The sequence below is a fragment of the Nocardioides agariphilus genome, assembly GCF_015352445.1.
GTDB classification, from domain to species: Bacteria; Actinomycetota; Actinomycetes; order Propionibacteriales; family Nocardioidaceae; genus Nocardioides; species Nocardioides agariphilus.
The window spans coordinates 73,424-96,776 of sequence record NZ_JADKPO010000006.1 but is presented as its reverse complement, the minus strand read 5'-3'; the positions used below and the strand labels follow the sequence as shown (position 1 = coordinate 96,776).

Sequence of the window (23,353 nt, the reverse complement as noted above, 5' to 3'; positions counted from 1 at the left end):
CAGATCTGCTGGCAGATGACTGTGGCAGATGACTGTGGCAGACAACTTTGGGCGAGTCGGGCGACAGTCTAGGGGTCACCGGGCCGGTGCTCGATGAGGGTCGGGTCGTGCCCTTCGTCGAGTGCGCGCCAGAGGTCGAGGTCGGTCCGCTCGTGCGGGGGGGCCGCACCCGGAGCGTCGTACCGGGTGCCCATCTCGGGCCAGGCCGGCAGCCAGCGTACGGCGAGTGCCGTGCTCGCCACGGCCAGGACGGCGCCGGTGAGGTAGGCCCAGAACCACACGCCGACACTCGTCGACACCTTGTCGACGCCGAGCCTCGTGAGGTCGTCCCTGAGACCATCGCTGGCGGACCCGACGCCGAGCACGGCAGTGACCACCATGGCGGCGGACACGACCGCGGCCAGCCCGGCCACCGATCTGCGGACGCGACCGCGGGTGACGAGCACGACGCCCCAGCAGGCGAGCAGCACCAGCGCCAGCGCCCCGGCCAGCGGGACGGTGGCCGAGTCGTCGCCGGTCAGGCGCAGGACGGAGTAGTCGGAGTCGCTCGAGGCCGACAGCGTCACCCACGCGCGGTGGCCGGCCACGGCCGCCAGTCCTGCGGAGGCCAAGCCGAGCAGCGCGACGGGGGCGAAGGTCCTGCGTCGACCCGTGGTCGGCTCAGTCATCGGCCAGCAGTACGTCGGCGTCGAAGCACGTGCGTGTCCCGGTGTGGCAGGCCGGTCCCTCCTGGTCGACCTTCACCAACAAGGTGTCGCCGTCGCAGTCGAGGCGGACCTCCTTGACCCACTGGCGGTTGCCGGAGGTCTCGCCCTTGACCCAGTACTCCTGACGGCTACGGCTCCAGTAGGTCGCGCGATCCGACGTCAAGGTGCGCGCGAGGGCCTCGTCGTCCATCCAGCCCAGCATCAGCACCTCCCCGGTGTCGTGCTGCTGCACGATCGCGGCCACCAGGCCGTCGGGTGAACGCTTGAGGCGGGCAGCGATGCTGGGGTCGAGCGACGACGTCACCGGGTCAGTATGACCAGTCAGTCCTGGCGGGCCCTGACACAGCAGCGATCCGGCGCCGGGTCCAGCTCGGCCTCGACGCGGTCGCAGCCGAGGCCGTCGCACACCCCCGAGACGTACTCGAGGTTGAGACCACAGACCAGGGCCGTCTGCTCCTGCGCCACTCGATGGAACGGGCAGTTGCGCAGCTGCAAGGCTCGCCCGTCCAACCTCGGCTCGTAGCCGCCTGCGGAGAGTGCGTCGGCCAGGCGCTGCAGCTGCGAGCGCGACCGGGACCGGTACGCCTCTCCGAACCTGGCCCCCTCCTCGCGCGCGACCTCCGCGGCCACCTGGGCGGCCGGTGCTCCCGACGACGTCGCCGACGCGATCGCGTTGGCCAGGATCCTGCTGAGCAGGTCGTACTGGCGAGACGGCACCGACGCGGAGAGCTCACGGTCGGCGCGACGGTAGAGCTTCGCCGGGCGGCCCGATCCTGGTCCGGTCCGCCCGGTGAGGCGCCGGTACTCGACCTCCAGCAGCCCTTCGTCGACCAGCTTGTCGAGGTGGAACTTCGCCGAGTGTCCTGGGACGCCGACCTGTTGTGCCGCCTGCTCGCGGCTCACCGCATCATCCGCGCGCGCCACGACGTCGTACAGCCGCCGACGCAAGGGCTCCGCCAGCGTCGCCAGGCCGTGAAGGTCGCGGTCAGGCTTCGGGTCCGACGTCATTTCTAAAGGATAGGCATCTTGACGTAAGACCGTCTAGAGGTGTTCCATCGGATATCTCATTATCCGAAAGAAGGAGAGTCCCATGACCACATCCGAACGTGCCGACGCGCTGCCTCGGGCCACCCGCCGCTCGGGCGCCGACGAGGCGTACCTGCTGCTGCGCACGGTCTTCACGATCGCTCCGATCGCGTTCGGCCTCGACAAGTTCGCCCAGGTCCTCTCGGACTGGGACTACTACCTCGCCCCGTGGATCAACGACCTGGTGCCGGGCTCGGCACACGACGCGATGATGATCGTGGGGGTCGTCGAGGTGATCGCGGGCGTGCTCGTCGCGCTGCGCCCGAGGGTGGGCGCCTACGTCGTGGCGCTGTGGCTGGGCGGCATCATCGTCGACCTGGTGACCCTCGGGGACTACTACGACGTCGCGCTGCGCGACTTCGGGCTGCTCGTGGGCGCGGTGGCACTGGCGCGGCTTGCGACCGACCGAGTGCACCGATGACGGTGTCGTCGCTGGCAGATCGGCGCCGGGTCGGGCATCACGGCCGTGCGCGCGACCTCGACGCCGCCGAGCGCGCGGCGTCGGCCTTCCTACGTGCCCTGGGTGTGGAACCCGATGACCCCGCCCACCCCGAGCTGGCGCGCACGCCCCGCCGGCTCGCCGAGGCGTTCGCCGAGCTGCTCACCCCTGAGGAGTTCGACTTCACGACCTTCCCCAACACCGAGAGGTACGGCGAGTTGGTGCTGGTGCGCGACATCCCGCTCCAGTCGTTGTGCGCCCATCATCTGCTGCCGTTCGTCGGCCGGGCCCACGTGGCCTACCTGCCTGGCGAGAGGATCGTGGGGCTGTCCAAGCTCGCGCGGCTGGTGGACCACTTCGCCCGGCGACCGCAGACCCAAGAACGGCTGACCACCCAGGTCGCCGCCGCGCTCGAGGAGCGCCTGGAGCCGCGGGGTGTCGGCGTGGTGATGGAGGCCGAGCACCAGTGCATGACTCTGCGTGGCGCCAGGGCCCCTGGCACCACGACGACGACGTCGTCACTACGCGGCCACCTGCGCGAGGACCCGGCCGCACGTGCGGAGCTGATGGCGCTGGTCAACACCGGTCGGGGCTAACGACCTGGCCCCTGCTGCGCGACCCACGAGGCGTGCAGTCCGGCGTAGACGCCGTCTTGTCGCAGCAGGTCGGCATGAGCACCGCGCTGGACGACCCGGCCGCGGTCGACGACGACGACCTCGTCGGCGCTCTCAGCCGTGGAGAGCCGGTGGGCGATGGTCACCGACGTGCGTCCCCGCATCAGCCGCTCGAGGGCCTGGCCGATGCGCATCTCGAGAGCAGGGTCGACCGACGACGTCGCCTCGTCGAGGACCAGTAGGTCGGGATCGGCGAGCTGGGCGCGGACCAGGGCGACGAGCTGGCGCTCGCCGGCGGACAGGGACTCACCGCGCTGACCGACCTGGGTCTGCAGACCGCGCGGCAGGGTCTCCAGCCACTCGGTGAGGCCGAGCACGTCGATCGCGAACACCAACAGCTCGTCGGTCGCCTCGAGCTGGCCGTAGCGGAGGTTGGCGGCCAAGGTGTCGTCGAAGAGGAACCCCTCCTGCGGGACGAGGACCACGCTCTGCCGCAGGGACGCCTGGGAGACCTCACGCAGGTCCACGCCGTCGAGGCGGACAGTCCCTGAGGTCGGGTCCATCAGCCGGCTGAGCAGCTTGGCGAACGTCGACTTGCCGGAGCCGGTCTCGCCGACGATCGCCATGCGGGTGCCGGCGGCGATCTCGAGGTCGACGTCGCGCAGCACCAGCGGGCCGCCCGGATAGGCGAAGTCGACATGCTCGAACCTCACGTCGACCGGGCCGCGAGGCAGCACCCGGCCTCGCTCCCCCGGGTCGACCAGATCGGCGGGAGTCTCGAGGATCCCGATCACGCGCCGCCAGCCCGCGATGGCGTTCTGGGCATCGGTGAGGATCTGGGTGCCCATCTGCACGGGTCCGACGAACAGGGTCACCAAGAACGCGAACGCCAGCACCTCGCCCGAGGTCACGTCGCCCGCGAAGCCCAGCAGCACGCCGACCACGATCACCCCGGCATTGGCAAGGCCGGCCGAGACCCCACCCAGTGAGAACGAGAACGCCGTGAAGCCCTGGGCTCGCGTGGAGGCTGCCTTGTACTCGTCGATCGCGGCATCGATGCGGGCCTGGGTGCGGTCCTCGACGGCGTAGGAGCGCACCACGGCCGCGCCGACCACGGGCTCGGAGATCGCCGACAGCATGAGCCCGACCTGTCGGCGTACGGTGCCGTAGGCGGCCGACAGCTTGCGCTGGAAGTAGCGAAGCGACAAGAACAGCGGCGCGAAGGCGACCCACACGACCAGCGCCAGCTGCCAGGAGTAGACGACCATCACCACGGTGGCCACCAGGATCTGCCCGATGCTGACGATGAACAGCAGGCCGCCGAAGACCAGGAACTGGCTGACCTGGTCGACGTCGCTGGTCACGCGCGAGACGAGTGCTCCACGACGCTCGGTGTTCTGGGTCAGCAACGGCAGGTCGTGGACGTGGCGGAACGCCTTGATCCGCAAGGTGGCCAGCCCGCGCTCGGAGGAGGTGAACAGGCGCGTGGTCATCAGGAAGGACGCATAGCTGGTCACCGCGATCGCCAAGGCCGCCAAGATCGCCATCACCATCGTGAAGGGCACGTCGGGACCCCCGTCGGCGTGCAGGCCGCGGTCGAGGGTCTGCTGCACCGCGATGGGTACGACGACCTGGCCGACCGAGGCGATCACGGCGAGGAAGAGCGTGAAGCGGATGCCCTCCTTGAGCTCGGGCGAGTGGGCCATGCCTCGCCGGATCGTGTCGATCGCACCGATCTCCTCGCCGGTGTCGACGGTCGTCATGTGACGTCACCTGCCTCCACCGGCTCATGAGGAGCCTGCTCGTAGGCGTTGACCAACCGCGAGTAGGCCGGGTTGCGGGCCAGCAGGTCCCTGTGGGGACCGCGATCGGCCACTCGTCCGTCCGCGAGGTAGACGACCTCGTCGGCCAGGCCGATGGTGGCCTTGCGATAGGCCACCACCACCAGCGAGGCGCCTCCCGCCCGGCCACGGAGCGCACTGAGGATCCGCGCCTCCACCTCGGGGTCGACCGCCGAGGTCGCATCGTCGAGGATGAGCAACCGCGGTCGGCGCACCAGGGCCCGGGCCAAGCAGATGCGCTGACGCTGGCCCCCGGACAGGGAGGTGCCGCGCTCGCCGAGCCTGGTGTCGAGCCCTTCGGCCAGAGCGGCGACGAACCCGTCGGCCTGGGCCACTCGCAGTGCCTCCCAGACCTCGGCGTCGTCCACAGCGGCACCCAGGGTGACGTTGCCGCGCACGGTGTCGTCGAAGAGGAACGCGGCCTGGGGGACGATCGCCATGACCTCGGCGAGCTCGCCGTGTGCCAGGTCGCGCAGGTCGATGCCGTCGAGGAGGATGCGGCCCCGGTCGGGGTCGACCAGGCGGGTCAGCAAGGTGGTCAGCGTGCTCTTGCCCGCAGCCGTCGCGCCCACGACGGCAACGGTGCGCCCGGGCTCGACGGTGAAGCTCACGTCGCCGAGCACCGTCTGGTCGGGCTCGTAGGAGTAGCCGACGTGCCGGAGCTCGAGCCGCGCACCGACCGCCGCACCCGCGGGGCCGCCGGCGACCTGCTGGTCGCCGTAGGTCATCTCGCCCGTGGCGTCGAGCACCTGCGAGACCCGACGGAACCCGACCACGCTGCGCGGGAACTCCCCCAGCAGCCAACCGATCGAACGGATCGGGAAGGACACGATCGTCAGCAGGTAGGCGACGGTGACGACGTCACCGGCTACCGAGCGGCCGTCGAGCACGCGCGCGACACCGACGATGAGCACGAGCAGCACGCCGAGATTGGGCAGGGCGGCAAGTGCCGGGTCGAACGCCGCCCGGATGCGGCCGGCACGGATGTTGACATCGCGCAGCTCGTTGGCCTTGGTGGCGAACCTTCGGGTCTCCTCCGCCTCGCGACCCAGCGTCTTGACGACCATCGCTCCGTCGAACGACTCGTGGGCGATCTCGCTGACCTCGGCGCGCAGCTGCTGGGCGCGCGTCATCAGCGGCGAGGCGAGCCGCTGGTAGAGCACGTTGGCGGCGATGACGGCGGGGAACACCAACAGCCCGACGAGGGCGAGCACGAGGTCGGCGACGAGCATCTGGGCGACCGCGATCACCATCATCGCGACAGTGCCGACGGCCATCGGAAGCGGCGCGATGGGTCCCCACGCGGCCTCGACGTCGGAGTTGGCGTTGGAGAGCAGCTGGCCGGTCGGGTGGCGCTGGTGCCATTCCATCGGCAGGCGGAGGTACTGGCGGGTGACGTCGCGACGGTAGTGGGCCTGCATGCGGTATTGCATGATGCCGGCGCCCAGCCGCCGGGCCACGATGCCGACTGCGCGAAGGATCGCCACGCCGACGAACAGAGCCACGACGGTCAGCAGCAGACCGGAGCCGACCTCGCCGTTGCGGAAGGCGGGCAGCACGACGTGGTCGGTCGCCCAGCCGAGCACCCAGGCGTCGGCGACGGTGAGCGCTCCGAACAGCACGCTGCCGAGTGTCGAGAGCGCGAAGATGCCCTTCTCGCGCTTGATGGCGACCCACAAGACCGCGAAGCCCTCGCGGGTGGTCGCCCCCTCGCTCACGTGCGCTCCTTGCTCCTGCCCAGATGATGACCAGATGGTGGCCAGATGTGGCCGAATGCTGGCCGCAACCTGGCCGGATCCTGGCCAGACCGGGAACCGGCCCGGCTGGTCACGCTATTCCCCGGCGCCGACATGCTGGCAATCAGCACCGGTTGCCTATCCTCGCGGTCATGGTCACCCTCCCCCCGCTCAACGCGTCCTACGTCCGCCAGGAGCGCACGGCCCTCGTGGCCAGCGCCCTGCGAGCCGGGCCCGATGCTCCGACGCTGTGCGAGGGCTGGGACGTCAAGGACCTGGTCTGCCACCTGCTGCTGCGCGAGAACAGCCTGATGGCGGCGGCGGGCATCGCCGTGCCGGCGTTCGCCAGGCTCACCGACAAGGAGATGAAGCGCCTCAGGAAGCAGCCCTTCGAGCGGCTGGTCGAGCGGCTGCGCAGCCACCGGCTCACCTTCTTCTCGCTGCCGCCCGTCGACGCGGCCTTCAACACCTTGGAGTACTTCGTCCATCACGAGGACATCCGCCGTGCCCAGCCCGGTTGGCGCCGCCGGCCGTTGTCCGCCGAGGCCAACGACGTGTTGTGGAAGGCGCTCCGCTCGCAGGGCCCGACGTTGGTGCGCTCGACCGGCGTGCCGGTCGTGGTGCGTCGTACCGATACCGAGGAGCGGGCAACGCTGCTGCCGGGGCGCAGCCCTGTAGAGCTGAGCGGGCCGGTCAGCGAGGTGGTGATGTACCTCCACGGTCGCGACGAGGTGCGCGACATCGCCTTCGCCGGACCCGACCAGAAGGTGGCCAAGGTCAGACGCTCGAGCCTCGGCTCCTTCTGACGTCGCGTCAGCGTACGACGCAGCCGGCCGCCCCGAGCGAGGCCTTGACGTCCCCGATCGTCAGCGTGCCGAAGTGGAAGACGCTGGCTGCCAGCACCGCGTCGGCGCCCGCCTCGACGGCTGGCGGGAAGTGCTCGGCCGCACCCGCGCCTCCGCTCGCGATGATCGGGACGGTGACCTCTCGGCGTACGGCCCGGATCAGCTCCAGGTCGAAGCCCTCACGAGTGCCGTCGGCGTCCATCGCGTTGAGCAGGATCTCCCCGGCGCCGAGCTCGCACGCCCGCTTGGCCCAGGCCACCGCGTCGAGTCCTGCTGACGTGCGCCCGCCGTGTGTGGTGACCTCGAAGCCGGACGGACAGTCGATGGCCGAGCCGGTCGAGACCCGGCGGGCGTCGACCGACAGCACGAGTACCTGGTTGCCGAAGCGGTCGGCGATCTCGGCGACCAGCTCGGGTCGGCGGATGGCGGCCGTGTTGACGGCCACCTTGTCGGCACCGGCCCGCAACAGCGTGTCGACGTCGTCGGTGCTCGAGACTCCCCCACCGACGGTCAGCGGGATGAAGACCTGCTCGGCGGTGCGGCTGACGACCTCGAGGGTGGTCGCCCGACCCTCGTGGGAGGCCGAGATGTCGAGGAAGGTGAGCTCGTCGGCACCCTGGCGGTCGTAGAGCGCGGCCAGCTCGACCGGATCGCCGGCGTCGCGGAGATCTTGGAAGTTCACGCCCTTGACGACCCGGCCGCCATCGACGTCGAGACAGGGGATGACGCGTACGGCGAGACTCACGGCCGCTCACCCGGCCGGGTCAACGCGAGGGCGGCGGGGAGAGTGAAGCGGCCCTCGTAGAGGGCGGTGCCGATGATGGCCCCTTCGACACCCTCGCCGACCAGGCCCATCAGTGCTCGCAGGTCGTCCAGCTCGGTGATGCCGCCGCTCGCCACGACCGGGCGCTGCGTCACGGCGCAGACGTCGCGCAGCAGCTGGATGTTGGGACCTTGCAGCATGCCGTCCTTGGCGACGTCGGTGACGACGTATCGGGCGCAGCCCTCGTCGTCGAGTCGCGCCAGGACGTCGTAGAGGTCACCGCCTTCGCGCGTCCAGCCGCGAGCGGCGAGGGTGCGGCCGCGTACGTCGAGCCCGACCGCGACCCGGTCACCCCATTGGGCGATGGCCCTGGCGCACCACTCGGGCGTCTCGAGCGCGGCCGTGCCGATGTTGACCCGGCGACAGCCGGCAGCCATGGCGGCCGCCAGTGACTCGTCGTCTCGGATGCCTCCGCTCATCTCGACGTCGATGTCGAGGCGGCCGACGATCTCGGCCTGCAGCTCGCGGTTGTGGCCCCTCCCGAAGGCCGCATCGAGGTCGACCAGGTGGATCCACTCGGCCCCGGCCTCCTGCCACCGCAACGCGGCCGCCACCGGATCCCCGAACCTCTTCTCCGACCCGGCCACCCCCTGGACGAGCTGCACGGCCTGCCCATCGGCGATGTCGACGGCGGGCAGCAGCTCGAGGTACGTCTTCGCGTCCGCCACGCGCCCCACCCTAGAGATCCGCGCTTTCCGCAGCTCGCGGGGTCAGGTACGGCGGACGAAGAGGTGGAGGACAGGCGCGACGAGCAGGGAGACGGCCGCGGCGGCGAGGCGGGACTCCCAGTCGGGGCGGACGATCCACACCAGCAGGTTGAGGGCGACAAGGATCGCGATCGTCGCTGCCCGCTCCCGTCGCCGGCGGGCGGCGAGCTCGCCGGGCATCAACCGCGGACGTGGCAGCCAGGTCGTGAGGACCTTCTTGCGCGCGGCCGACCGGGAGCGGCGCGCGGCCTGGCGAGCCTGCGCCTGGGCCCTGGCCGCGGCCTGGCGCTCACGCTCTGCGCGGCGCCGGGCGCGCTCCTTGCTCACCAGGGCCTCACAGCGTCGCCACCCAGTTGCGCAGCAGCATCGCTCCCGCGTCGCCGGACTTCTCGGGGTGGAACTGGGTAGCGCTCAACGGCCCGTTCTCGACCGCGGCGACGAAGCGGTCTCCGCCGTGCTCGGACCAGGTCACCAGCGGCGCGCGGGTGCGGTCATGGGTCTCCAGCTCCCACGAGCGCACGGCGTAGGAGTGCACGAAGTAGAACCGCTCCGCTTCCACGCCGGCGAGCAAGGTAGTGCCCTCCGGGACCTCCACGGTGTTCCAGCCCATGTGGGGGACCACGGGTGCCTGGATCCGCTCGACGACCCCCGGCCACTCGTCGCAGCCATCGGTCTCGACGCCGTGCTCGACGCCACGGGCGAACAGGATCTGCATGCCCACGCAGATGCCGAGCACGGGTCGTCCGCCTGCCAGCCGGCGGCCGATCACCTCATGACCGCGTACGGCGCGCAGCCCGGCCATGCACGCCGCGAACGCTCCGACTCCCGGCACGACCAGGCCCTCGGCCTCCTGGGCCGCGGCACGGTCGGCGGTGAGAACGACCTCGGCGCCCACGCGTTCGAGCGCGCGCACAGCCGAGCGCACGTTGCCCGACCCGTAGTCGAGCACCACCACCTGCTTCACGGCATCGCCTCTAGAGGGCGCCCTTGGTCGACGGCACGCCGGTCTCGCGCGGGTCGATGGCCACCGCATCGCGCAACGCCCGGGCGAATGCCTTGAACTGCGCCTCGACCAGGTGGTGCGGGTCGCGCCCTGACAGCACCCGCACGTGGAGCGCGATCTGGGCGTGGAAGGCGATCGTCTCGAACACGTGACGGGTCAGCGAACCGAGATAGGCCTCACCGATCACGACGAACGCCTGGGCGTCGGGCTCCCCCGTGTGCACGCAGTAGGGGCGCCCAGAGACATCCACGACGGCCTGCACGAGTGCCTCGTCGAGGGGCACGGTGGCATCGCCGAAGCGGCGGATCCCGGACTTGTCACCGAGCGCCTCGCGCAGCGCCTGGCCCAAGACGATGGCGGTGTCCTCGACGGTGTGGTGGGCGTCGATGTGGGTGTCGCCCTCGGTCTGCACCGTCAGGTCGACCAGGGAGTGGCGCGCGAACGAGGCCAGCATGTGGTCGTAGAAGCCGACCCCGGTCGAGATGTCGGAGCGGCCGGTGCCGTCGATGTCGACCTCGACGTGGACCTTGGACTCCTTGGTCTGCCGGTCGACCGTGGCGGTGCGGCTCATCACTCCTCCTCCAGGCGCACGGGTGTCCCCAGCGCGGTCAGTGCGTGCCTGAATGCTCCCATCTCCTCGGCCGTGCCGATCGAGACCCGTAGCCAGCCGGACGGACCGACCTCGCGGATCAGCACCCCATGGTCGAGCAGGCCCTGCCAGACCGCGTGCCGGTCGGAGTACCTCCCGAAGAGCACGAAGTTGGCATCGCTCTGGGCCACCTCGAGGCCCTGGGCCGCCAGCCACGCGGCGGTCGCATCGCGCTCGGAGCGCAGCTCCTGCACTCTGGCCAGCAGCTCGTCAGCGTGTCGGAGCGCAGCCAGTGCGGCGGCCTGGGTCACGGCGCTGAGGTGATAGGGCAGCCGCACCACCCGGACGGCATCGCAGATCTCGGGTGCGGCGGCGAGGTAGCCCAGGCGCGCGCCGGCGAAGGCGAACGCCTTGCTCATGGTGCGCGACACCACCAGGTTGCGCGTTGAGGGCAGGAGCTCCAAGGCGCTGGGAGTGCCGGAGCGGCGGAACTCGGCGTACGCCTCGTCCACGACCACCAACCCGTCACCGGCTGCTTCGCACAGCGCCGAAACGGCGTCCAACGGCAGCGCCGTGCCCGTCGGGTTGTTGGGCGAGGGCAGGAGCACGACCGTCGGCCGCTCCCGCTCGACCAGCTCGCGCGCCCGGTCGAGGTCGAGGGAGAAGTCGCTCTCGCGCCGTCCCTCGACCCAGCGGGTGGTGGTGTCGCGGGCGTACTCGGGGTACATCGAGTACGTCGGAGCGAAGCTGACCGCCGTGCGGCCCGGGCCGCCGAAGGCCTGCAGCAGGTGCAGCATCACCTCGTTGGACCCGTTGGCGGCCCACACCTGACGCGGCGTGATGCCGACCCCGCCGTCGCGGTTGAGGTAGTCGGCCAGGGCAGCTCGCAGCTCACCGAACTCGCGGTCGGGGTAGCGGTTCAGGCTGCCCGCCACGGCTGCGACCGACGCCGCGATGTCGGCCACCACCTCCGGGGACGGCGGGTAGGGGTTCTCGTTGACGTTGAGCTGCACGGGTACGTCGAGCTGTGGCGCACCGTACGGCGCGAGGCCGACGAGGTCCTCGCGCAGGGGCGGAAACGTCATGACCCTGACTCGTGTGTCAGTCGGATCCTGACCGCAGCCCCGTGAGCCGGCAGGTCCTCGGCCTCGGCGAGGTCGACCACGTGGTCGGCCACCTCGGCCAGTGCGTCGCGGCCGTAGTCGACCACATGCATGGACTTGAGGAAGGCGCGCACCGACAGCCCCGAGGAGTAGCAGGCGCAGCCACCGGTCGGCAGGACGTGGTTGGAGCCGGCGCAGTAGTCACCCAACGACACCGGCGCGAACGACCCGACGAAGATCGCCCCGGCGTTGCGCACCCGGGCGGCCCAGGCCGCTGCATCGACGGTCTGGATCTCGAGGTGCTCCGCAGCGTAGGCGTCGACGACCGCAAGACCCTGCTCGAGGTCGTCGACGAGCACGATCGCCGACTGCCGCGCGGTCAGTGCGGTGCGGATGCGCTCGGAGTGGCGCGTGGCGAAGACCTGCTTCTCGAGCTCGGCATCGACGTCGTCGGCGAGTTGCTCGCTCGGCGTCACCAGGACACTCGCAGCCAGGACGTCGTGCTCGGCCTGGCTGATCAGGTCGGCGGCGACGAAGGCCGCCTCCGCGCTGTCGTCGGCGAGTATCGCGATCTCGGTCGGGCCCGCCTCCGAGTCGATGCCGACGATCCCCTTGAGCAGCCGCTTGGCAGCGACGGTGTGGATCGATCCTGGGCCGGTCACGAGGTCGACGGGGGCGCAGGGACCGGCGCCATAGGCGAACATCGCGATCGCCTGGGCGCCGCCGACGGCGTAGACCTCCTCGATGCCCAACAGCGCGCAGGCAGCCAGGATCGTCGGGTGCGGAAGTCCACCGTGGTCCTTCTGCGGCGAGGAGGTGAGCGCGATCGAGCCCACGCCCGCGACCTGGGCCGGCACGACGTTCATCACGACGCTGGATACGAGCGGCGCCACGCCGCCGGGGACGTAGAGGCCGACGCGTCCTACCGGCACGATGCGGTGGGTCACCGTCGCGGCGCCGTAGGTCGTGACGGTGTCGCTCTCGCGCTCAGCCTCACACGACGCCCTCAGCCGTCGGATGGACTCCTCAAGGCCCGCGCGGACCGCCGGGTCGAGAGTCTCCAGCGCCTTGGCCAGGGCGCTCGCAGGCACGCGGATGTTGTCCGGAGCGACGCCGTCGAAGCGCAGGCTGAGCTCCGAGATGGCCTCGACGCCTCGGGTTCTGACCGCCTCGCAGATCGGGCGGACGGCATGCAGCGCGGCCTCCACGTCGACCTCCGCGCGGGGGACGGCCGCGCGATAGTCGACAGCAGTGGAGGCTCCACGCAGGTCGATCCGCCGCATCATGGGCAGCAAGTCTAGGAGTCGGGCGCCCACCTCTCGGCGGTGGTGCCCAGCGGTGGGACTGCCGGGGGTTAAGGTCGAGGAGTGGCGACGACGCTGCCGATGTTCCCGCTCAACGCGGTGCTGTTCCCCGGTGTCAGCGTGCCGCTGACCGTCTTCGAGGACCGCTACCGGGCACTGGTGCACCACCTGCTCCGCGTCGAGCCCGAAGAGCGGTACTTCGGCTCGGTCGGCATCCGCGAGGGCTACGAGGTCGGCGAGCATGGCGCCCAGTCGCTGTTCAAGATCGGCTGTCGGGTCAAGATGACCGACGTCGAGTCCAATCCCGACGGCACCTTCAGCCTCGTGGCGGTCGGCATGGAGCGCATCTCGCTCGAACGGCTCGATGTCACTGGTGCCTATCCGGTCGGGCACGTCGTGGAGCGGCCCGAGGCCCCGAGCCACGTTGACGACGAGGTCGTCGAGCTCGCTCAAGCCACCTTCGTGGCCTATCGGACGCTGCTGGCCGCGTACCGCGAGGACCCCTATCCCTTCCCTCTGCCGCAGGACCCGGCGTACCTGTCGTGGACCCTGGCCGCGGTCGCACCGCTCCCCCTGCACGAGCGCCAGGCACTGCTGGAGGCCGAGGACGCCGGCGCCCGGCTGGCGATGGTCACCCAGCTGCTGCGCACCGAGCTGCGCGCGATGAACGTCATCCCCTCGTTGCCGGCCACCGAGGTCGCCCGCACGCGCTGGTCGCCCAACTGACGACGGCGACATGACCCCAGCTGTTGCCGCCCTGACACGGGCCGGCATCCCCTTCACGGTCCACGAGTACGACCACGACCCGCGGGCCACCTCGTTCGGTCTGGAGGCCGCCGAGGCGCTGGGAGTCGATCCCGACCAGGTGTTCAAGACCTTGTTGGCCGACCTCGACGGCTCGCTCGTCGTGGCAGTGCTGCCCGTGTCGGCCAAGCTGGACCTCAAGGCGCTGGCGCGCGCGCTGGGTGGGAGCAAGGCCGCGATGGCCGACCCCAAGGCGGCCGAGCGCGCGACCGGCTACGTCACCGGAGGCATCTCGCCCGTCGGGCAGAAGCGCACGCACCGCACGGTCCTCGACGAGACCTCGATGATGTGGGACGCGATCTACGTCTCCGGTGGACGCCGGGGCCTGGACCTGGCGATCGCCCCGGCGGACCTCGTCGAGGCGACCGGGGCGATCACCGCAGACGTCAGTCGGTGGTGATGCGCAGGACTCCGTGGGTCCAGTCGTCGTCTTGCCACGTGTCGATCCCGAACCCTGCCAGCGGCTTGAGGTTCTCGGCAATGGTCGGGTCGTCACCGGCTACCTTGACCAGCCAGTCGTCGCCCGCGTTGAAGTTGACGAACAGCACCGCACTCGCCTTGTCGGACTCGCGGATCACGTCCTGGTAGACCTCGGTCTTGCCCAGCTCACCGTTGCCCAGGATCGCCGTGCGCAGCTCGGTGCCGGGGCCGATCGCGAAGTAGCCGGCGTCGCTGTCGAGACCGAGGTACTTCGAGGCGTCCGGCTGCTGGGCCAGGATCTTCTCGAGCACGGCGATGGCGGCCTTGTCATCGCCCTTGACCTTCATCGCGATCGGGATGTCGCTGGGGCTGCCGGAGTTGAAGAACGCCTCGGGGTCGAAGTCGGAGCCGAACATCAGGGCTGCCGACTCGCCGAACAGCGCCTCGCCGTCCTGTGGCAGGTCGAGACCGGTGGCGGCCGACGCCTCCTCGAACAGGTCGTCGGCGGTCATCTCGCCACCGGAGAACGACGCGACCTGCTCGACGAGCTGCGTCAGCCAGCCCTTGTCGAAGCCCATCCCGAACGCCACTGCAGTGGCTGCTGGGAGGGTCTCGACCACGTCGCCGCCGCGACCAGTGCCCAGCGTCTTGGACATGTCGATGCCGCTGTCGCCCGCCCCTTCGATCTCGAGCGCGCCGTTGTCGAACCGCACGGTCGCGGCCATGCCCTTGAAGTTGGACAGCGGTGAGTTCCCCGTCGGTGCGGCGTCGCCCAGCTCGCCGAGGTTGTCGGTGCCGGTCAGCCCCTGCTCGAGATCTCCGGCGAGGCCGCTCAACTGGCCCATCGAGTCGCCGAAGTACTTGCCGGCCTCGGGCGCGGCGTACACCGTGGCGATGCCCGCGGACCCGGCGGCGGAGGTGAGCTCCTTGAACTCCGGGTCGTCGGCCAAGGTGGCCTTGTCGGCTGTGTCGACGACTGCCTGGGCCTGCTTGTCGCTCTCGGCAAGGATCGCCCAGTCGCCGTCGATCACCCACCCACCGGTGGGATCGGAGCCCTCCGACCCGCAGGCCCGGATCTTGGTCAGTCCCGCGTCGGCCGCGTCGGCGTCCTTGACCTGCAGCACACCGACCACGGCGGGGTCCGTGTCGCCGAGGTCGACGGCGGCCACGGCCAACCGCGACCCGAGCCAGGGCTCGATGTCCTCCTTGTAGAACAGCTGGCAGTCCTGGGGCACGTCGAGCTCATCGAAGATCGACTCGCGGATGTCGTCTCCGGCATCGAGGCCGAAGTGCTCCTTGAACGCCGGGAACTTGTTGAGCGTGCGGAGCGCCTCGATCTTCTGGGCACCGCTGGGATCCAGGTCGATGCTCGCGTAACCGATAGTGCTGGCCGGCAGCGCCTCGGCGGGCTGGGCGCCGGTGCTGAAGAACTGGGCGGCCGCCCAGGCGCCGACGCCGATCACGGCGAGAGCCGCGATGCCGCCTCCGATCAGCAGGCCTCGTCGACGACCGCCACCCGAGGCGGCAGGAGTCGGCGTCTCGGGGGACAGCGGAGACCCACTCCCCGCCTCGAGGTACTCAGGGGCCGCGGGCTGCTGACCCCCCTGCGGGTAGGGCGGCTCGGACGCGCTGGAGTAGGTGTCGGACACGGTCGTCCCCCGTCGGATCGGGCGGCGTGTCCCCGGGACAGTTGGGGCGGGCCGCGGTCGTGCTCTCGGACGAAGAGCCTACCCGCGAGGTTCCGCGGCGAAGGTCGCTTCGGGCGCCTTGCCGCTGAAGAGTGTGAAGATCGCACCGAGCGCGGCCAGCGACCCCAGGGCGAACGAGAGCTGGGGGGTCAGCCCGGACACGGTCAGCGCACTCGGGAGCCTCGTGCCGTCCTCGGCCCGCAGCGCAAGCTCGGCGGGATCCGCCGGCCCGAGGCGTTGGCCGAGCCGGGCCATCAGCCACCCGGCCAGCAGGGCTCCTGCCACGCACGTGAGCAGGGTCAGCATCGGCCGAACGCCGCCGACCAGGGCGAACACGACGCCGAGCACCAGGCCGATCCCGGCGGACACCAAGACATAGAGGGCCGTGCCGGAGAACTCCTCGCGCAGCGCGTTGCCGTCGGCGTACCACTGGTGGTCGACGACCACCCCAGCGGACGGCTGCCACAGCTCGTGCCACATCCAGCCACCGAACAGCCCGGCCAGGGCGTAGGCACCGAGCACGGCCATCGCGAACACCAACCCACGACGCTGGCTCATGGGATCAGACACCCCGGCCCGAGCAGCTGCTTGAGGTCGGCGAACAGGGCCGGGCTCGCGGTCACCCGGTGCGCCGGCAGCCGCAGCACCTGGGTGGAGTCGCGCGCGAGCAGCTGGAGGTGGACCTCGGTCATGCCGGGGTGGGTGCGCAGTACCTCGGTGAGCTTCTCGACGACCGGGGGGGTGCACCGGGTGGAGGGCAGCCGGATCACCACCGGGCCCGTCGGCCCCTCGGAGAGGTCGGGAACCGTGACCTCTTGGGCCCGGATCGCGGGGGTGTCCTTGTCGCGAGACAGGGAGCCACGCACGGTGATGATGGCGTCCTCGACGAGGTAGGTGCTGGCCAGCTGGTAGGTGCTGGGGAACATCAGCACCTCGATGCCACCGTCGAGGTCCTCGAGCTGCACGATGGCCCAGGAGTCGCCCTTCTTGGTGATCTTGCGTTGCACCGAGGTCACCAGACCGCTGATCGTGACGTAGCTGCCGTCGGGCCGGTCCTCGTCGAGGAGCAGCTGGCCGATGGTGCAGTCGGTGCCCTGCGACAACACGTGCTCCAGGCCGAGCAGCGGGTGGTCGGAGACGTAGAGCCCCAACATCTCCCGCTCGTGGCCCAGCAGCGTCATCTTGTCCCACTCGTCGAGGTCGGGCACGGTGACCGAGATGCCGAAGCTGCTGCCACCCCCTGCGCCGTCGAGTCCGTCCAAGCCGGCGAACAGCGAGTCCTGGCCGATCGCCTCGTTGCGCTTGATGTCGACGTACTGGTCGACGGCGGTCTCGTGGATGGCGACCAGCGCCCGCCGCTTGTGCTTCATGTCGTCGAACGCGCCGGCCTTGACCAGCGACTCCAGGACGCGCTTGTTGCAGACCAGGGCCGGCACCTTGTCCATGAAGTCGTTGAAGTCGGCGTAGCGGCCCTTCTGCTCGCGTGCCTCGACGATGCCGGAGACCACGTTGTGACCGACGTTGCGCACCGCGGTCAGACCGAAGCGGATGTCGCGGCCGACGGGGGTGAAGTTGGTCGCGGACTCGTTGACGTCAGGCGGGAGCACCTGGATCTTCATCCGCCGACACTCGTTGAGGTAGATCGCCATCTTGTCCTTGTCGTCCTTGACGGACGTCAGGAGCGCGGCCATGTACTCGGGGGGGTAGTTGGCCTTGAGATAGGCCGTCCAGTAGGAGACCAGTCCGTAGGCCGCTGAGTGGGCCTTGTTGAAGGCGTAGTCGGAGAACGGGACCAGCACCGCCCACAGTGCGTCGATCGCACCCTTGCTGAAGCCGTTTGCCACCATGCCCTCGGAGAAGGGGAGGTACTCGGCGTCGAGGATCTCCTTCTTCTTCTTGCCCATCGCCTTGCGCAGCAGGTCGGCCTGGCCCAGGGAGTAGCCGGCGACCTTCCGCACGATGGCCATCACCTGCTCCTGATAGACCAGCAGGCCGTAGGTCTCGTCGAGGATCTCGGCCAGTGGCTCGGCCAGTTCGGGATGGATGGCCACGACGGGCTCGCGGCCGGTCTTGCGGCGGGCGTACTTGTTGTGGGAGTCCATGCCCATCGGCCCCGGACGATAGAGCGCGCCGACAGCCGAGATGTCCTTGAACTCATCGGGTCGCATCGAACGCAGCAGAGCGCGCATCGGTCCGCCGTCGAGCTGGAAGACCCCGAGCGTGTCGCCCTTCTGGAGCAACTGGTAGGTCGCCGGGTCGTCGAGGGCGAGCTCCTCCAGCACCACGGTCTCGCCGCGGTTGGTCTCGATGTTCTTGACGCAGTCGTCGATCACGGTCAGGTTGCGCAGGCCCAGGAAGTCCATCTTGATCAGGCCCAGGGACTCGCACGTCGGGTAGTCGAACTGCGTGATCATCGCGCCGTCGGCCGGCCGCTTGAGCATCGGGATGATGTCGAGCAGCGGCTCGCTGGACATGATCACGCCGGCCGCGTGCACGCCCCACTGCCGCTTGAGGCCCTCGATGCCGATGGCGGTGTCGACCACCTTGCGCACGTCGGGGTCGGACTCGACCAGAGAGCGGAACTCCCCGCCCTCGGAGTAGCGCTTGTGCTCGGGGTTGAACAGCTCCTGGAGCGGGACGTCCTTGCCCATCACCGCCGGCGGCATCGCCTTGGTGACCCGGTCGCCCATGGCGAAGGGGTAGCCGAGGATGCGGGAGGAGTCCTTGATGGCCTGCTTGGACTTGATCGTGCCGTAGGTGACGATCATCGAGACGCGGTCGTCGCCGTACTTGTCGGTGACGTACTTGATGACCTCGCCACGACGGCGCTCGTCGAAGTCGATGTCGAAGTCAGGCATCGAGACGCGGTCCGGGTTGAGGAACCGCTCGAACAGCAAGCCGTGGACAAGCGGGTCGAGATCGGTGATGCGCAAGGCGTAGGCCACGATGGAGCCCGCGCCCGAGCCGCGGCCCGGACCGACCCGGATGCCGTTGTTCTTGGCCCAGTTGATGAAGTCGGCGACGACGAGGAAGTAGCCGCTGAAGCCCATCTGGGTGATCACGCCGAGCTCGAACTCCGCGCGCTGGCGGATCTCGTCGGTCGCGCCGTCCGGGTAGCGGAACCGCAGACCCGTCTCGACCTCCTTGAGCAGCCAGGAGGTCTCGTCCTCGCCGGGCGGGCAGGGGAAGCGAGGCATGAAGGTGCCGTTGCCCTCGGTGAAGGCGACATCGCAGCGCTCGGCGATCAGCAAGGTGTTGTCGCAGGCCTCGCGCAGACCGTGCTTGTCCACCCACAGTCCACGCATCTGCGCGGCACTCTTGACGTAGTAGCCGGTGCCGGAGAACGCGAACCGCTGTCCGGGTCCGTCACCCGCGGGGATGTCCATCGTCGATCCGGAGTTGATACAGAGCAGGTGCTCTTGCGACAGAGCGTCCTTCTCGTCGACGTAGTGGGAGTCGTTGGTGGCCAGCAGCGGGATGCGGAGGTCCTTGGACAACCGCAGCAGCCCGTCGCGCACGCGGTTCTCGAGCGGTAGGTCGTGGTCCATCAGCTCGAGGAAGTAGCTCTCGCGGCCGAAGATGTCCTGGTGGTCGGCGGCTGCCTGCCGGGCAGCCTCGTAGTTGCCGTAGCGCAGGTGGACCTGCACCTCTCCCGACGGGCAGCCGGTCGTGGCGATGATGCCCTTGCTGTGCTGGGCGAGCAGCTCCCGGTCGAGGCGGGGCTGCTTGAAGAAGCCGTCGCGCCAAGCCCCCGTCGAGAGCCGGAACAGGTTGTGCATGCCCTCGGTCGACTCCGACAGCAGGGTCATGTGGGTGTAGGCGCCGCGTGCGGATACGTCGTCGGAGCCGCCGTCGTAGAAGTTGACGCCCTTGCGCTCGAATCGGCTGATGTTGGGCGCGGCGTAGGCCTCCATGCCGATGATCGGCTTGACGCCCGCTGCCCGCGCCGCCTTGGAGAACTCGTAGGCCCCGAAGACGTTGCCGTGATCGGTCATCGCGACAGCCGGCATGCCGAGGTCGGCCACCCGTTGGGTCAACGGTCCCAGGCGCGCGGCGCCGTCGAGCATGGAGTACTCGGTGTGGACGTGCAGGTGGACGAAGGAGTCGTCTCGGCCCGTCGTCATGAGGTGTCGCGACTCCTTCTCACTCGCTCGTGGGCGCGGGCGCGCCGAACCAGCCGCGGCCGGGCGCCGGGCGACCATGAGGGGAAGGTCGCCAGCGTAACCGGGCCGGGATCAGATGGTGCCACCACGCGCCGACAGTCCCATGTTCCCCCGCTCCGACCCCCGGCACCGGCCGCGCCGACCCTCACCTCGACCCGTCTTCTCCGGCTACCTCGAGGCTCTCGGTGATGAGCGTCTGCACGATCCGAAGCAGCCGGTCGGCTCCCAGCTCGGGCGCGATCCCTGCGAGCCGCTCGGCGATCTCGCGCTCACGCGCATGGTCGCGGTCCGTGGAGGGCTTGACGGCCTGCACCGCCCTGGTCAGGGCGACCCGACGCGACAAGAGCTCACCGAGCGAGTCGTCCACCTCGTCGATCAGCCCTCGGTAGAAGGCCATCGGATCGAGGCCCGGCCAGGCCATCCGTACGTCGGGTGCGTGCTCCTCGTTGCCCGAGCCGTCGGTCCGCTCGAGCTCGACCAGCCCGCGCCGACGGTAGAACTCCCTGGCCGGCGCGTTGACCTCGAAGACCCACAGGCAGAAGCCGCCCGGTCGCACGCCCTTGACGGTGTCCAGGAGCACACCACCGACGCCGCGTCCCTGGGCCTGCGGGTCCACGAAGAGGTGGTCGAGCCAGGTGCGGGTCGCCATGGCATAGCCCAACAACGGACCGTCGCGCTCGGCCACCCACAGCTCGTGCTCGCCGTCGCGCAGTCGTGCAGCGAACCAGGCCCGGTCCTCCTCGGCCGTGTGGACGCCCGGCGGCATCCGGGCCGCAGCGCGGGAGCGTCCGTAGAGCTCCGCAAGAGGGGCGGACTCGTCGGCCTCCGCCGGGCGCACGCGCAGGTCCTCGCTCACCGAGCCAGGGTGCCAGACCTGGCCAGGTGCGGCACCAGCGCACCAGCGCATCCGGCAGTGACGCGGCCGGAGGGTCAGTCCAGCCCGCGCACGACCTCGAGAGCGGCAGACAGATCCTCAGGGTAGGTCGCGCTGTACTCGACGTACTCACCCGAGTCCGGGTGGTCGAAGCCGAGACGGGTCGCGTGCAGCCACTGCCGCTCGAGCCCGAGGCGCTGGGCCAGGGTCGGATCGGCGCCGTAGGTCAGGTCACCGACGCACGGGTGCTTGAGCGCGCTCATGTGCACGCGGATCTGGTGGGTGCGGCCGGTCTCGAGATGGACCTCGAGCAACGAGGCGAATCGGTGCGCCTCGAGCGTCTCGTAGTGCGTCACGCTGTGACGGCCGTCGGCCATCACGGCGTACTTGTAGTCGGCCTTCGGGTGTCGCCCGATCGGTGCGTCGATGGTGCCCTCGAGCGGGTCCGGGTGGCCTTGCACCAGGGCGTGGTAGACCTTGTCGACCGTGCGATGGCGGAAGGCGTTCTTGAGCACCGAGTAGGCGCGCTCGCCCTTGCAGATCACCATCACCCCCGACGTGCCGACGTCGAGCCGTTGGACGATCCCTTGTCGTTCGGAGGCACCGCTGGTGGCGATCCTGAAGCCGGCGGCGGTGAGGTGGCCTACGACCGTCGGACCCGTCCACCCGGGCGAGGGGTGCACCGCGACGCCCACGGGCTTGTCGATCACCACGATCGAGTCGTCGTCGTGGAGGATCTTGATCCCTTCGACGATCTCGGGGACCACCTCCAAAGGATCTGCCTGTGAGGGGATCGCAACCTCGAGCATGCTCCCTGGCACCAGGCGCTCGCTCTTGGCCGCGGCGGCCCCGTCGATCGTGACGTGGCCCGCGCTGATGAGGTCGGCGGCGCGAGTGCGCGAGAGGCCGAACAACCGCGCCATGGCGGCGTCGAGCCGCTCGCCCGCGAGCCCCTCGGGCACGGCGAGCACCCGGTGGTCCACCGCGGTCACTGGTGCTTGCCCGTCTCGGCCGTGCGGCCGTCGAGCCGGACATTGCGGAAGGCCTGCAGCAGGATCAGGCCGGCGGCGATGTCGATGCAGACGTCGGCCACGTTGAAGACCGGCCAGTGCGGCACCGAGAAGAGGTCGACCACGTGCCCGCGCAACGGACCGGGATCACGCAGCAGCCGGTCGGTCAGGTTGCCGCTGATGCCGGCGAGCAGGAGGCCGAGCGCGACCGCCCAGACCCGGTTGCCGAGCCTGCGGCTGAACCACAGCACCACGCAGACTGCCGCGATCGCCACCAGGCTGAACACGACGGTGAAGCTCTCGCCCGTGCTGAACGCCGCACCGGGGTTGCGCACCAGGTGCAGCCGGAACCAGTCGCCCAGCACCTCGATGTCGCCGTCATCGAGCCGCTGCACGGCCCAGATCTTCGCCAGCACGTCGACGGAGTACGCCGTCACAGCGACGACGACGAAGATCGTGCGCGAAGTGCGGCGGCGGTCGCTATGGTCAGATGACCGGGCGTCGCTGTGTGTCAGCGACGCTCCTCGCGCTGCTTGCATGTCATGCACAGTGTGGCACGGGGGAAGGCCATGGCCCGCATCTTGCCGATGGGGTTGCCGCAGGACTCGCAGATGCCGTAGGTGCCGTCGGCGATGCGAGCCAACGCCCTGTCGATCTGGGCCAGCTTCTCGCGTTCGTTGTGGACCACGATGATCTCCTGGTCACGCTCGAAGCTGGTCGCGCCCATGTCTGCCTGATCGTGTCCCGCGCCGTCACCGGCATCGCGCATCAGCTTGTCGAGCTCGGCCTCTTGACCCGAGAGCGTGCGGACGACGCGATCACGGTCCGCGTGCAGCTCGGAGAGGACCTCCTTGATCTCGGCCTTCGTCCAGGCGCCCTCCCCCTCCTTGACCACCAAGGCGCTGACAGCCTTGCGCGCGGCCGCGGCCCGAGAGCTCGACTGCGTCGGGCGGGTGGCCACCGCGGTGCCAGCGTCACGGGCAGGAGTGGTCCTCTTCGCGGTCGTCGCCTTCTTGGCGGGAGCCTTCTTGGCGGGAGCCTTCTTGGCGGGAGCCTTCTTGGCGGGAGCCTTCTTGGCGACCGCAGCCGTGGCGCGCTTGACCGGTGCCTTCTTCGCCGGGGCCTTCTTCGCCGGGGCGGCCTTCTTGACCGGGGCGGCCTTCTTGGCCGGAGCCGCCTTCTTGGCCGGAGCCGCCTTCTTCGCCGCAGCCGCCTTCTTGGCCGGAGCCGCCTTCTTCGCCGCAGCCGCCTTCTTGGCCGGAGCCGTCTTCTTGGCCGGAGCCGTCTTCTTGGCCGGAGCCGTCTTCTTGGCCGGAGCCGTCTTCTTGGCCGGAGCCGTCTTCTTCGCCGGAGCCTTCTTGGCCGGAGCGGCCTTCTTGACAGGTGCCGCCTTCTTCGCCGCAGACGCCTTCTTCGCGGTAGCGGAAGCGGTCTTCTTGGCTGGTGCGGCCGTCGTCTTCCGGGTGGAGGTACGAGCCATCGGGTGCCGGCCTTCCCTGGGGCCTGGGGTGACGTCCGAGGGCTCCGGCTTGGAGCACAGCCGCCACGCGTCGTGGCACGGAGGGTAACGCCCCCGATGGGAGGCTTCAAACAGGCT

General features: G+C 69.9%; 24 protein-coding genes. 5 read left to right on the top strand and 19 right to left on the bottom strand.

Features of this window, described 5'->3' with window-relative positions:
• Positions 1-68 precede the first annotated feature (68 nt).
• From ISU10_RS06235 to ISU10_RS06225, 3 genes are read right to left on the bottom strand one after another with little or no spacing between them, the layout of a single operon-like run.
• Positions 69-668 (bottom strand): Trp biosynthesis-associated membrane protein, encoded by a 600-nt coding sequence (locus tag ISU10_RS06235; protein WP_194695511.1) that lies wholly within the window; start codon positions 666-668, stop codon positions 69-71.
• Complete coding sequence (gene hisI / locus ISU10_RS06230; protein ID WP_370864836.1) at positions 661-1,011, bottom strand: phosphoribosyl-AMP cyclohydrolase; 351 nt, start codon at positions 1,009-1,011, stop codon at positions 661-663. Before hisI ends, ISU10_RS06235 begins: the two co-directional genes overlap by 8 nt.
• Before the next feature lie 17 nt (positions 1,012-1,028).
• A complete protein-coding gene (locus tag ISU10_RS06225; RefSeq protein ID WP_194695510.1) occupies positions 1,029-1,715 on the bottom strand; it encodes a helix-turn-helix transcriptional regulator in 687 nt (228 codons plus the stop codon).
• A gap of 82 nt (positions 1,716-1,797) precedes the next feature.
• Between ISU10_RS06225 and ISU10_RS06220 the strand changes: the two genes are divergently transcribed.
• Together ISU10_RS06220 and folE are read left to right on the top strand one after the other, a co-directional pair.
• Complete coding sequence (locus ISU10_RS06220) at positions 1,798-2,214, top strand: hypothetical protein (protein ID WP_194695509.1); 417 nt, start codon at positions 1,798-1,800, stop codon at positions 2,212-2,214.
• Positions 2,211-2,828, top strand: a complete 618-nt coding sequence (gene folE, locus ISU10_RS06215) for a GTP cyclohydrolase I FolE (protein WP_194695508.1) — start codon at positions 2,211-2,213, stop codon at positions 2,826-2,828. Before ISU10_RS06220 ends, folE begins: the two co-directional genes overlap by 4 nt.
• Here folE and ISU10_RS06210 read toward each other — a convergent pair.
• The gene (locus ISU10_RS06210) at positions 2,825-4,609 is read right to left on the bottom strand and encodes an ABC transporter ATP-binding protein (protein WP_194695507.1); all 1,785 of its coding nucleotides are present in this window, start codon (positions 4,607-4,609) and stop codon (positions 2,825-2,827) included. The two genes, folE and ISU10_RS06210, sit on opposite strands and share 4 nt — an antisense overlap.
• Entirely contained in the window at positions 4,606-6,405 is a 1,800-nt protein-coding gene (locus ISU10_RS06205) for an ABC transporter ATP-binding protein (RefSeq protein WP_194695506.1), read from the bottom strand. Before ISU10_RS06205 ends, ISU10_RS06210 begins: the two co-directional genes overlap by 4 nt.
• A gap of 170 nt (positions 6,406-6,575) precedes the next feature.
• Between ISU10_RS06205 and ISU10_RS06200 the strand changes: the two genes are divergently transcribed.
• Positions 6,576-7,229 (top strand): TIGR03085 family metal-binding protein, encoded by a 654-nt coding sequence (locus ISU10_RS06200; protein WP_194695505.1) that lies wholly within the window; start codon positions 6,576-6,578, stop codon positions 7,227-7,229.
• A 7-nt stretch (positions 7,230-7,236) separates the two neighbouring features.
• Here the strand turns inward: ISU10_RS06200 and hisF are convergent, their stop codons facing one another.
• The 7 genes from hisF to hisD are packed head-to-tail and all read right to left on the bottom strand — an operon-like array spanning position 7,237 to position 12,779.
• Complete coding sequence (gene hisF / locus ISU10_RS06195) at positions 7,237-8,013, bottom strand: imidazole glycerol phosphate synthase subunit HisF (RefSeq protein ID WP_194695504.1); 777 nt, start codon at positions 8,011-8,013, stop codon at positions 7,237-7,239.
• Positions 8,010-8,759, bottom strand: a complete 750-nt coding sequence (gene priA, locus ISU10_RS06190; RefSeq protein WP_194695503.1) for a bifunctional 1-(5-phosphoribosyl)-5-((5-phosphoribosylamino)methylideneamino)imidazole-4-carboxamide isomerase/phosphoribosylanthranilate isomerase PriA — start codon at positions 8,757-8,759, stop codon at positions 8,010-8,012. The genes hisF and priA overlap by 4 nt, the downstream gene beginning before the upstream one ends.
• Before the next feature lie 42 nt (positions 8,760-8,801).
• Positions 8,802-9,125, bottom strand: a complete 324-nt coding sequence (locus tag ISU10_RS06185; RefSeq protein ID WP_194695502.1) for a hypothetical protein — start codon at positions 9,123-9,125, stop codon at positions 8,802-8,804.
• Between the two features lie 7 nt (positions 9,126-9,132).
• Entirely contained in the window at positions 9,133-9,753 is a 621-nt protein-coding gene (gene hisH, locus ISU10_RS06180; protein WP_370864862.1) for an imidazole glycerol phosphate synthase subunit HisH, read from the bottom strand.
• Positions 9,754-9,772: 19 nt separating this feature from the next.
• Positions 9,773-10,372, bottom strand: a complete 600-nt coding sequence (gene hisB, locus ISU10_RS06175) for an imidazoleglycerol-phosphate dehydratase HisB (protein ID WP_194695500.1) — start codon at positions 10,370-10,372, stop codon at positions 9,773-9,775.
• On the bottom strand, positions 10,372-11,475 hold the full coding sequence (locus tag ISU10_RS06170; protein ID WP_194695499.1) for a histidinol-phosphate transaminase: 1,104 nt from the start codon (positions 11,473-11,475) through the stop codon (positions 10,372-10,374). The genes hisB and ISU10_RS06170 overlap by 1 nt, the downstream gene beginning before the upstream one ends.
• Positions 11,472-12,779, bottom strand: coding sequence for a histidinol dehydrogenase (hisD, locus tag ISU10_RS06165; RefSeq protein ID WP_194695498.1), 1,308 nt, complete (start codon positions 12,777-12,779; stop codon positions 11,472-11,474). Before hisD ends, ISU10_RS06170 begins: the two co-directional genes overlap by 4 nt.
• Before the next feature lie 81 nt (positions 12,780-12,860).
• Here hisD and ISU10_RS06160 point away from each other — a divergent pair, with 81 nt between their 5' ends.
• Both ISU10_RS06160 and ybaK read left to right on the top strand, forming a co-directional pair.
• Positions 12,861-13,523 (top strand): LON peptidase substrate-binding domain-containing protein, encoded by a 663-nt coding sequence (locus tag ISU10_RS06160; RefSeq protein WP_194695497.1) that lies wholly within the window; start codon positions 12,861-12,863, stop codon positions 13,521-13,523.
• A 10-nt stretch (positions 13,524-13,533) separates the two neighbouring features.
• Complete coding sequence (gene ybaK / locus ISU10_RS06155; RefSeq protein WP_194695496.1) at positions 13,534-14,001, top strand: Cys-tRNA(Pro) deacylase; 468 nt, start codon at positions 13,534-13,536, stop codon at positions 13,999-14,001.
• Here ybaK and ISU10_RS06150 read toward each other — a convergent pair.
• The 7 genes from ISU10_RS06150 to ISU10_RS06120 all read right to left on the bottom strand — a co-directional run bounded on the left by ISU10_RS06150 (position 13,988) and on the right by ISU10_RS06120 (position 23,236).
• Positions 13,988-15,670 carry a DUF3352 domain-containing protein gene (locus ISU10_RS06150; protein ID WP_194695495.1) on the bottom strand — a complete coding sequence of 561 codons (1,683 nt, stop codon included), beginning with the start codon at positions 15,668-15,670 and terminating at the stop codon, positions 13,988-13,990. The genes ybaK and ISU10_RS06150 overlap by 14 nt on opposite strands.
• 78 nt (positions 15,671-15,748) lie before the next feature.
• Positions 15,749-16,267 (bottom strand): hypothetical protein, encoded by a 519-nt coding sequence (locus ISU10_RS06145; protein ID WP_194695494.1) that lies wholly within the window; start codon positions 16,265-16,267, stop codon positions 15,749-15,751.
• Positions 16,264-19,833, bottom strand: a complete 3,570-nt coding sequence (gene dnaE / locus ISU10_RS06140) for a DNA polymerase III subunit alpha (protein WP_194695493.1) — start codon at positions 19,831-19,833, stop codon at positions 16,264-16,266. The genes ISU10_RS06145 and dnaE overlap by 4 nt, the downstream gene beginning before the upstream one ends.
• Before the next feature lie 184 nt (positions 19,834-20,017).
• Entirely contained in the window at positions 20,018-20,728 is a 711-nt protein-coding gene (locus ISU10_RS06135; protein WP_370864831.1) for a GNAT family N-acetyltransferase, read from the bottom strand.
• A 74-nt stretch (positions 20,729-20,802) separates the two neighbouring features.
• Entirely contained in the window at positions 20,803-21,738 is a 936-nt protein-coding gene (locus ISU10_RS06130) for an RluA family pseudouridine synthase (RefSeq protein WP_370864830.1), read from the bottom strand.
• Positions 21,735-22,295 carry a signal peptidase II gene (gene lspA / locus ISU10_RS06125; protein WP_194695491.1) on the bottom strand — a complete coding sequence of 187 codons (561 nt, stop codon included), beginning with the start codon at positions 22,293-22,295 and terminating at the stop codon, positions 21,735-21,737. The genes ISU10_RS06130 and lspA overlap by 4 nt, the downstream gene beginning before the upstream one ends.
• Positions 22,268-23,236 (bottom strand): TraR/DksA family transcriptional regulator, encoded by a 969-nt coding sequence (locus ISU10_RS06120; RefSeq protein ID WP_194695490.1) that lies wholly within the window; start codon positions 23,234-23,236, stop codon positions 22,268-22,270. The genes lspA and ISU10_RS06120 overlap by 28 nt, the downstream gene beginning before the upstream one ends.
• Positions 23,237-23,353 lie beyond the last annotated feature (117 nt).

Coding starts and splice junctions, on each gene's coding strand:
- dnaE (WP_194695493.1), bottom strand. CDS start 19,833: ATGACGACGGGCCGAGACGACTCCTTCGTCCACCTGCACGTCCACACC.
- ISU10_RS06170 (WP_194695499.1), bottom strand. CDS start 11,475: ATGACGTTTCCGCCCCTGCGCGAGGACCTCGTCGGCCTCGCGCCGTAC.
- ISU10_RS06200 (WP_194695505.1), top strand. CDS start 6,576: ATGGTCACCCTCCCCCCGCTCAACGCGTCCTACGTCCGCCAGGAGCGC.
- lspA (WP_194695491.1), bottom strand. CDS start 22,295: ATGCAAGCAGCGCGAGGAGCGTCGCTGACACACAGCGACGCCCGGTCA.
- ISU10_RS06120 (WP_194695490.1), bottom strand. CDS start 23,236: ATGGCTCGTACCTCCACCCGGAAGACGACGGCCGCACCAGCCAAGAAG.
- ISU10_RS06225 (WP_194695510.1), bottom strand. CDS start 1,715: ATGACGTCGGACCCGAAGCCTGACCGCGACCTTCACGGCCTGGCGACG.
- ISU10_RS06220 (WP_194695509.1), top strand. CDS start 1,798: ATGACCACATCCGAACGTGCCGACGCGCTGCCTCGGGCCACCCGCCGC.
- folE (WP_194695508.1), top strand. CDS start 2,211: ATGACGGTGTCGTCGCTGGCAGATCGGCGCCGGGTCGGGCATCACGGC.
- hisD (WP_194695498.1), bottom strand. CDS start 12,779: ATGATGCGGCGGATCGACCTGCGTGGAGCCTCCACTGCTGTCGACTAT.
- ISU10_RS06235 (WP_194695511.1), bottom strand. CDS start 668: ATGACTGAGCCGACCACGGGTCGACGCAGGACCTTCGCCCCCGTCGCG.
- ISU10_RS06145 (WP_194695494.1), bottom strand. CDS start 16,267: ATGAGCCAGCGTCGTGGGTTGGTGTTCGCGATGGCCGTGCTCGGTGCC.
- ybaK (WP_194695496.1), top strand. CDS start 13,534: ATGACCCCAGCTGTTGCCGCCCTGACACGGGCCGGCATCCCCTTCACG.
- hisB (WP_194695500.1), bottom strand. CDS start 10,372: ATGAGCCGCACCGCCACGGTCGACCGGCAGACCAAGGAGTCCAAGGTC.
- ISU10_RS06210 (WP_194695507.1), bottom strand. CDS start 4,609: ATGACGACCGTCGACACCGGCGAGGAGATCGGTGCGATCGACACGATC.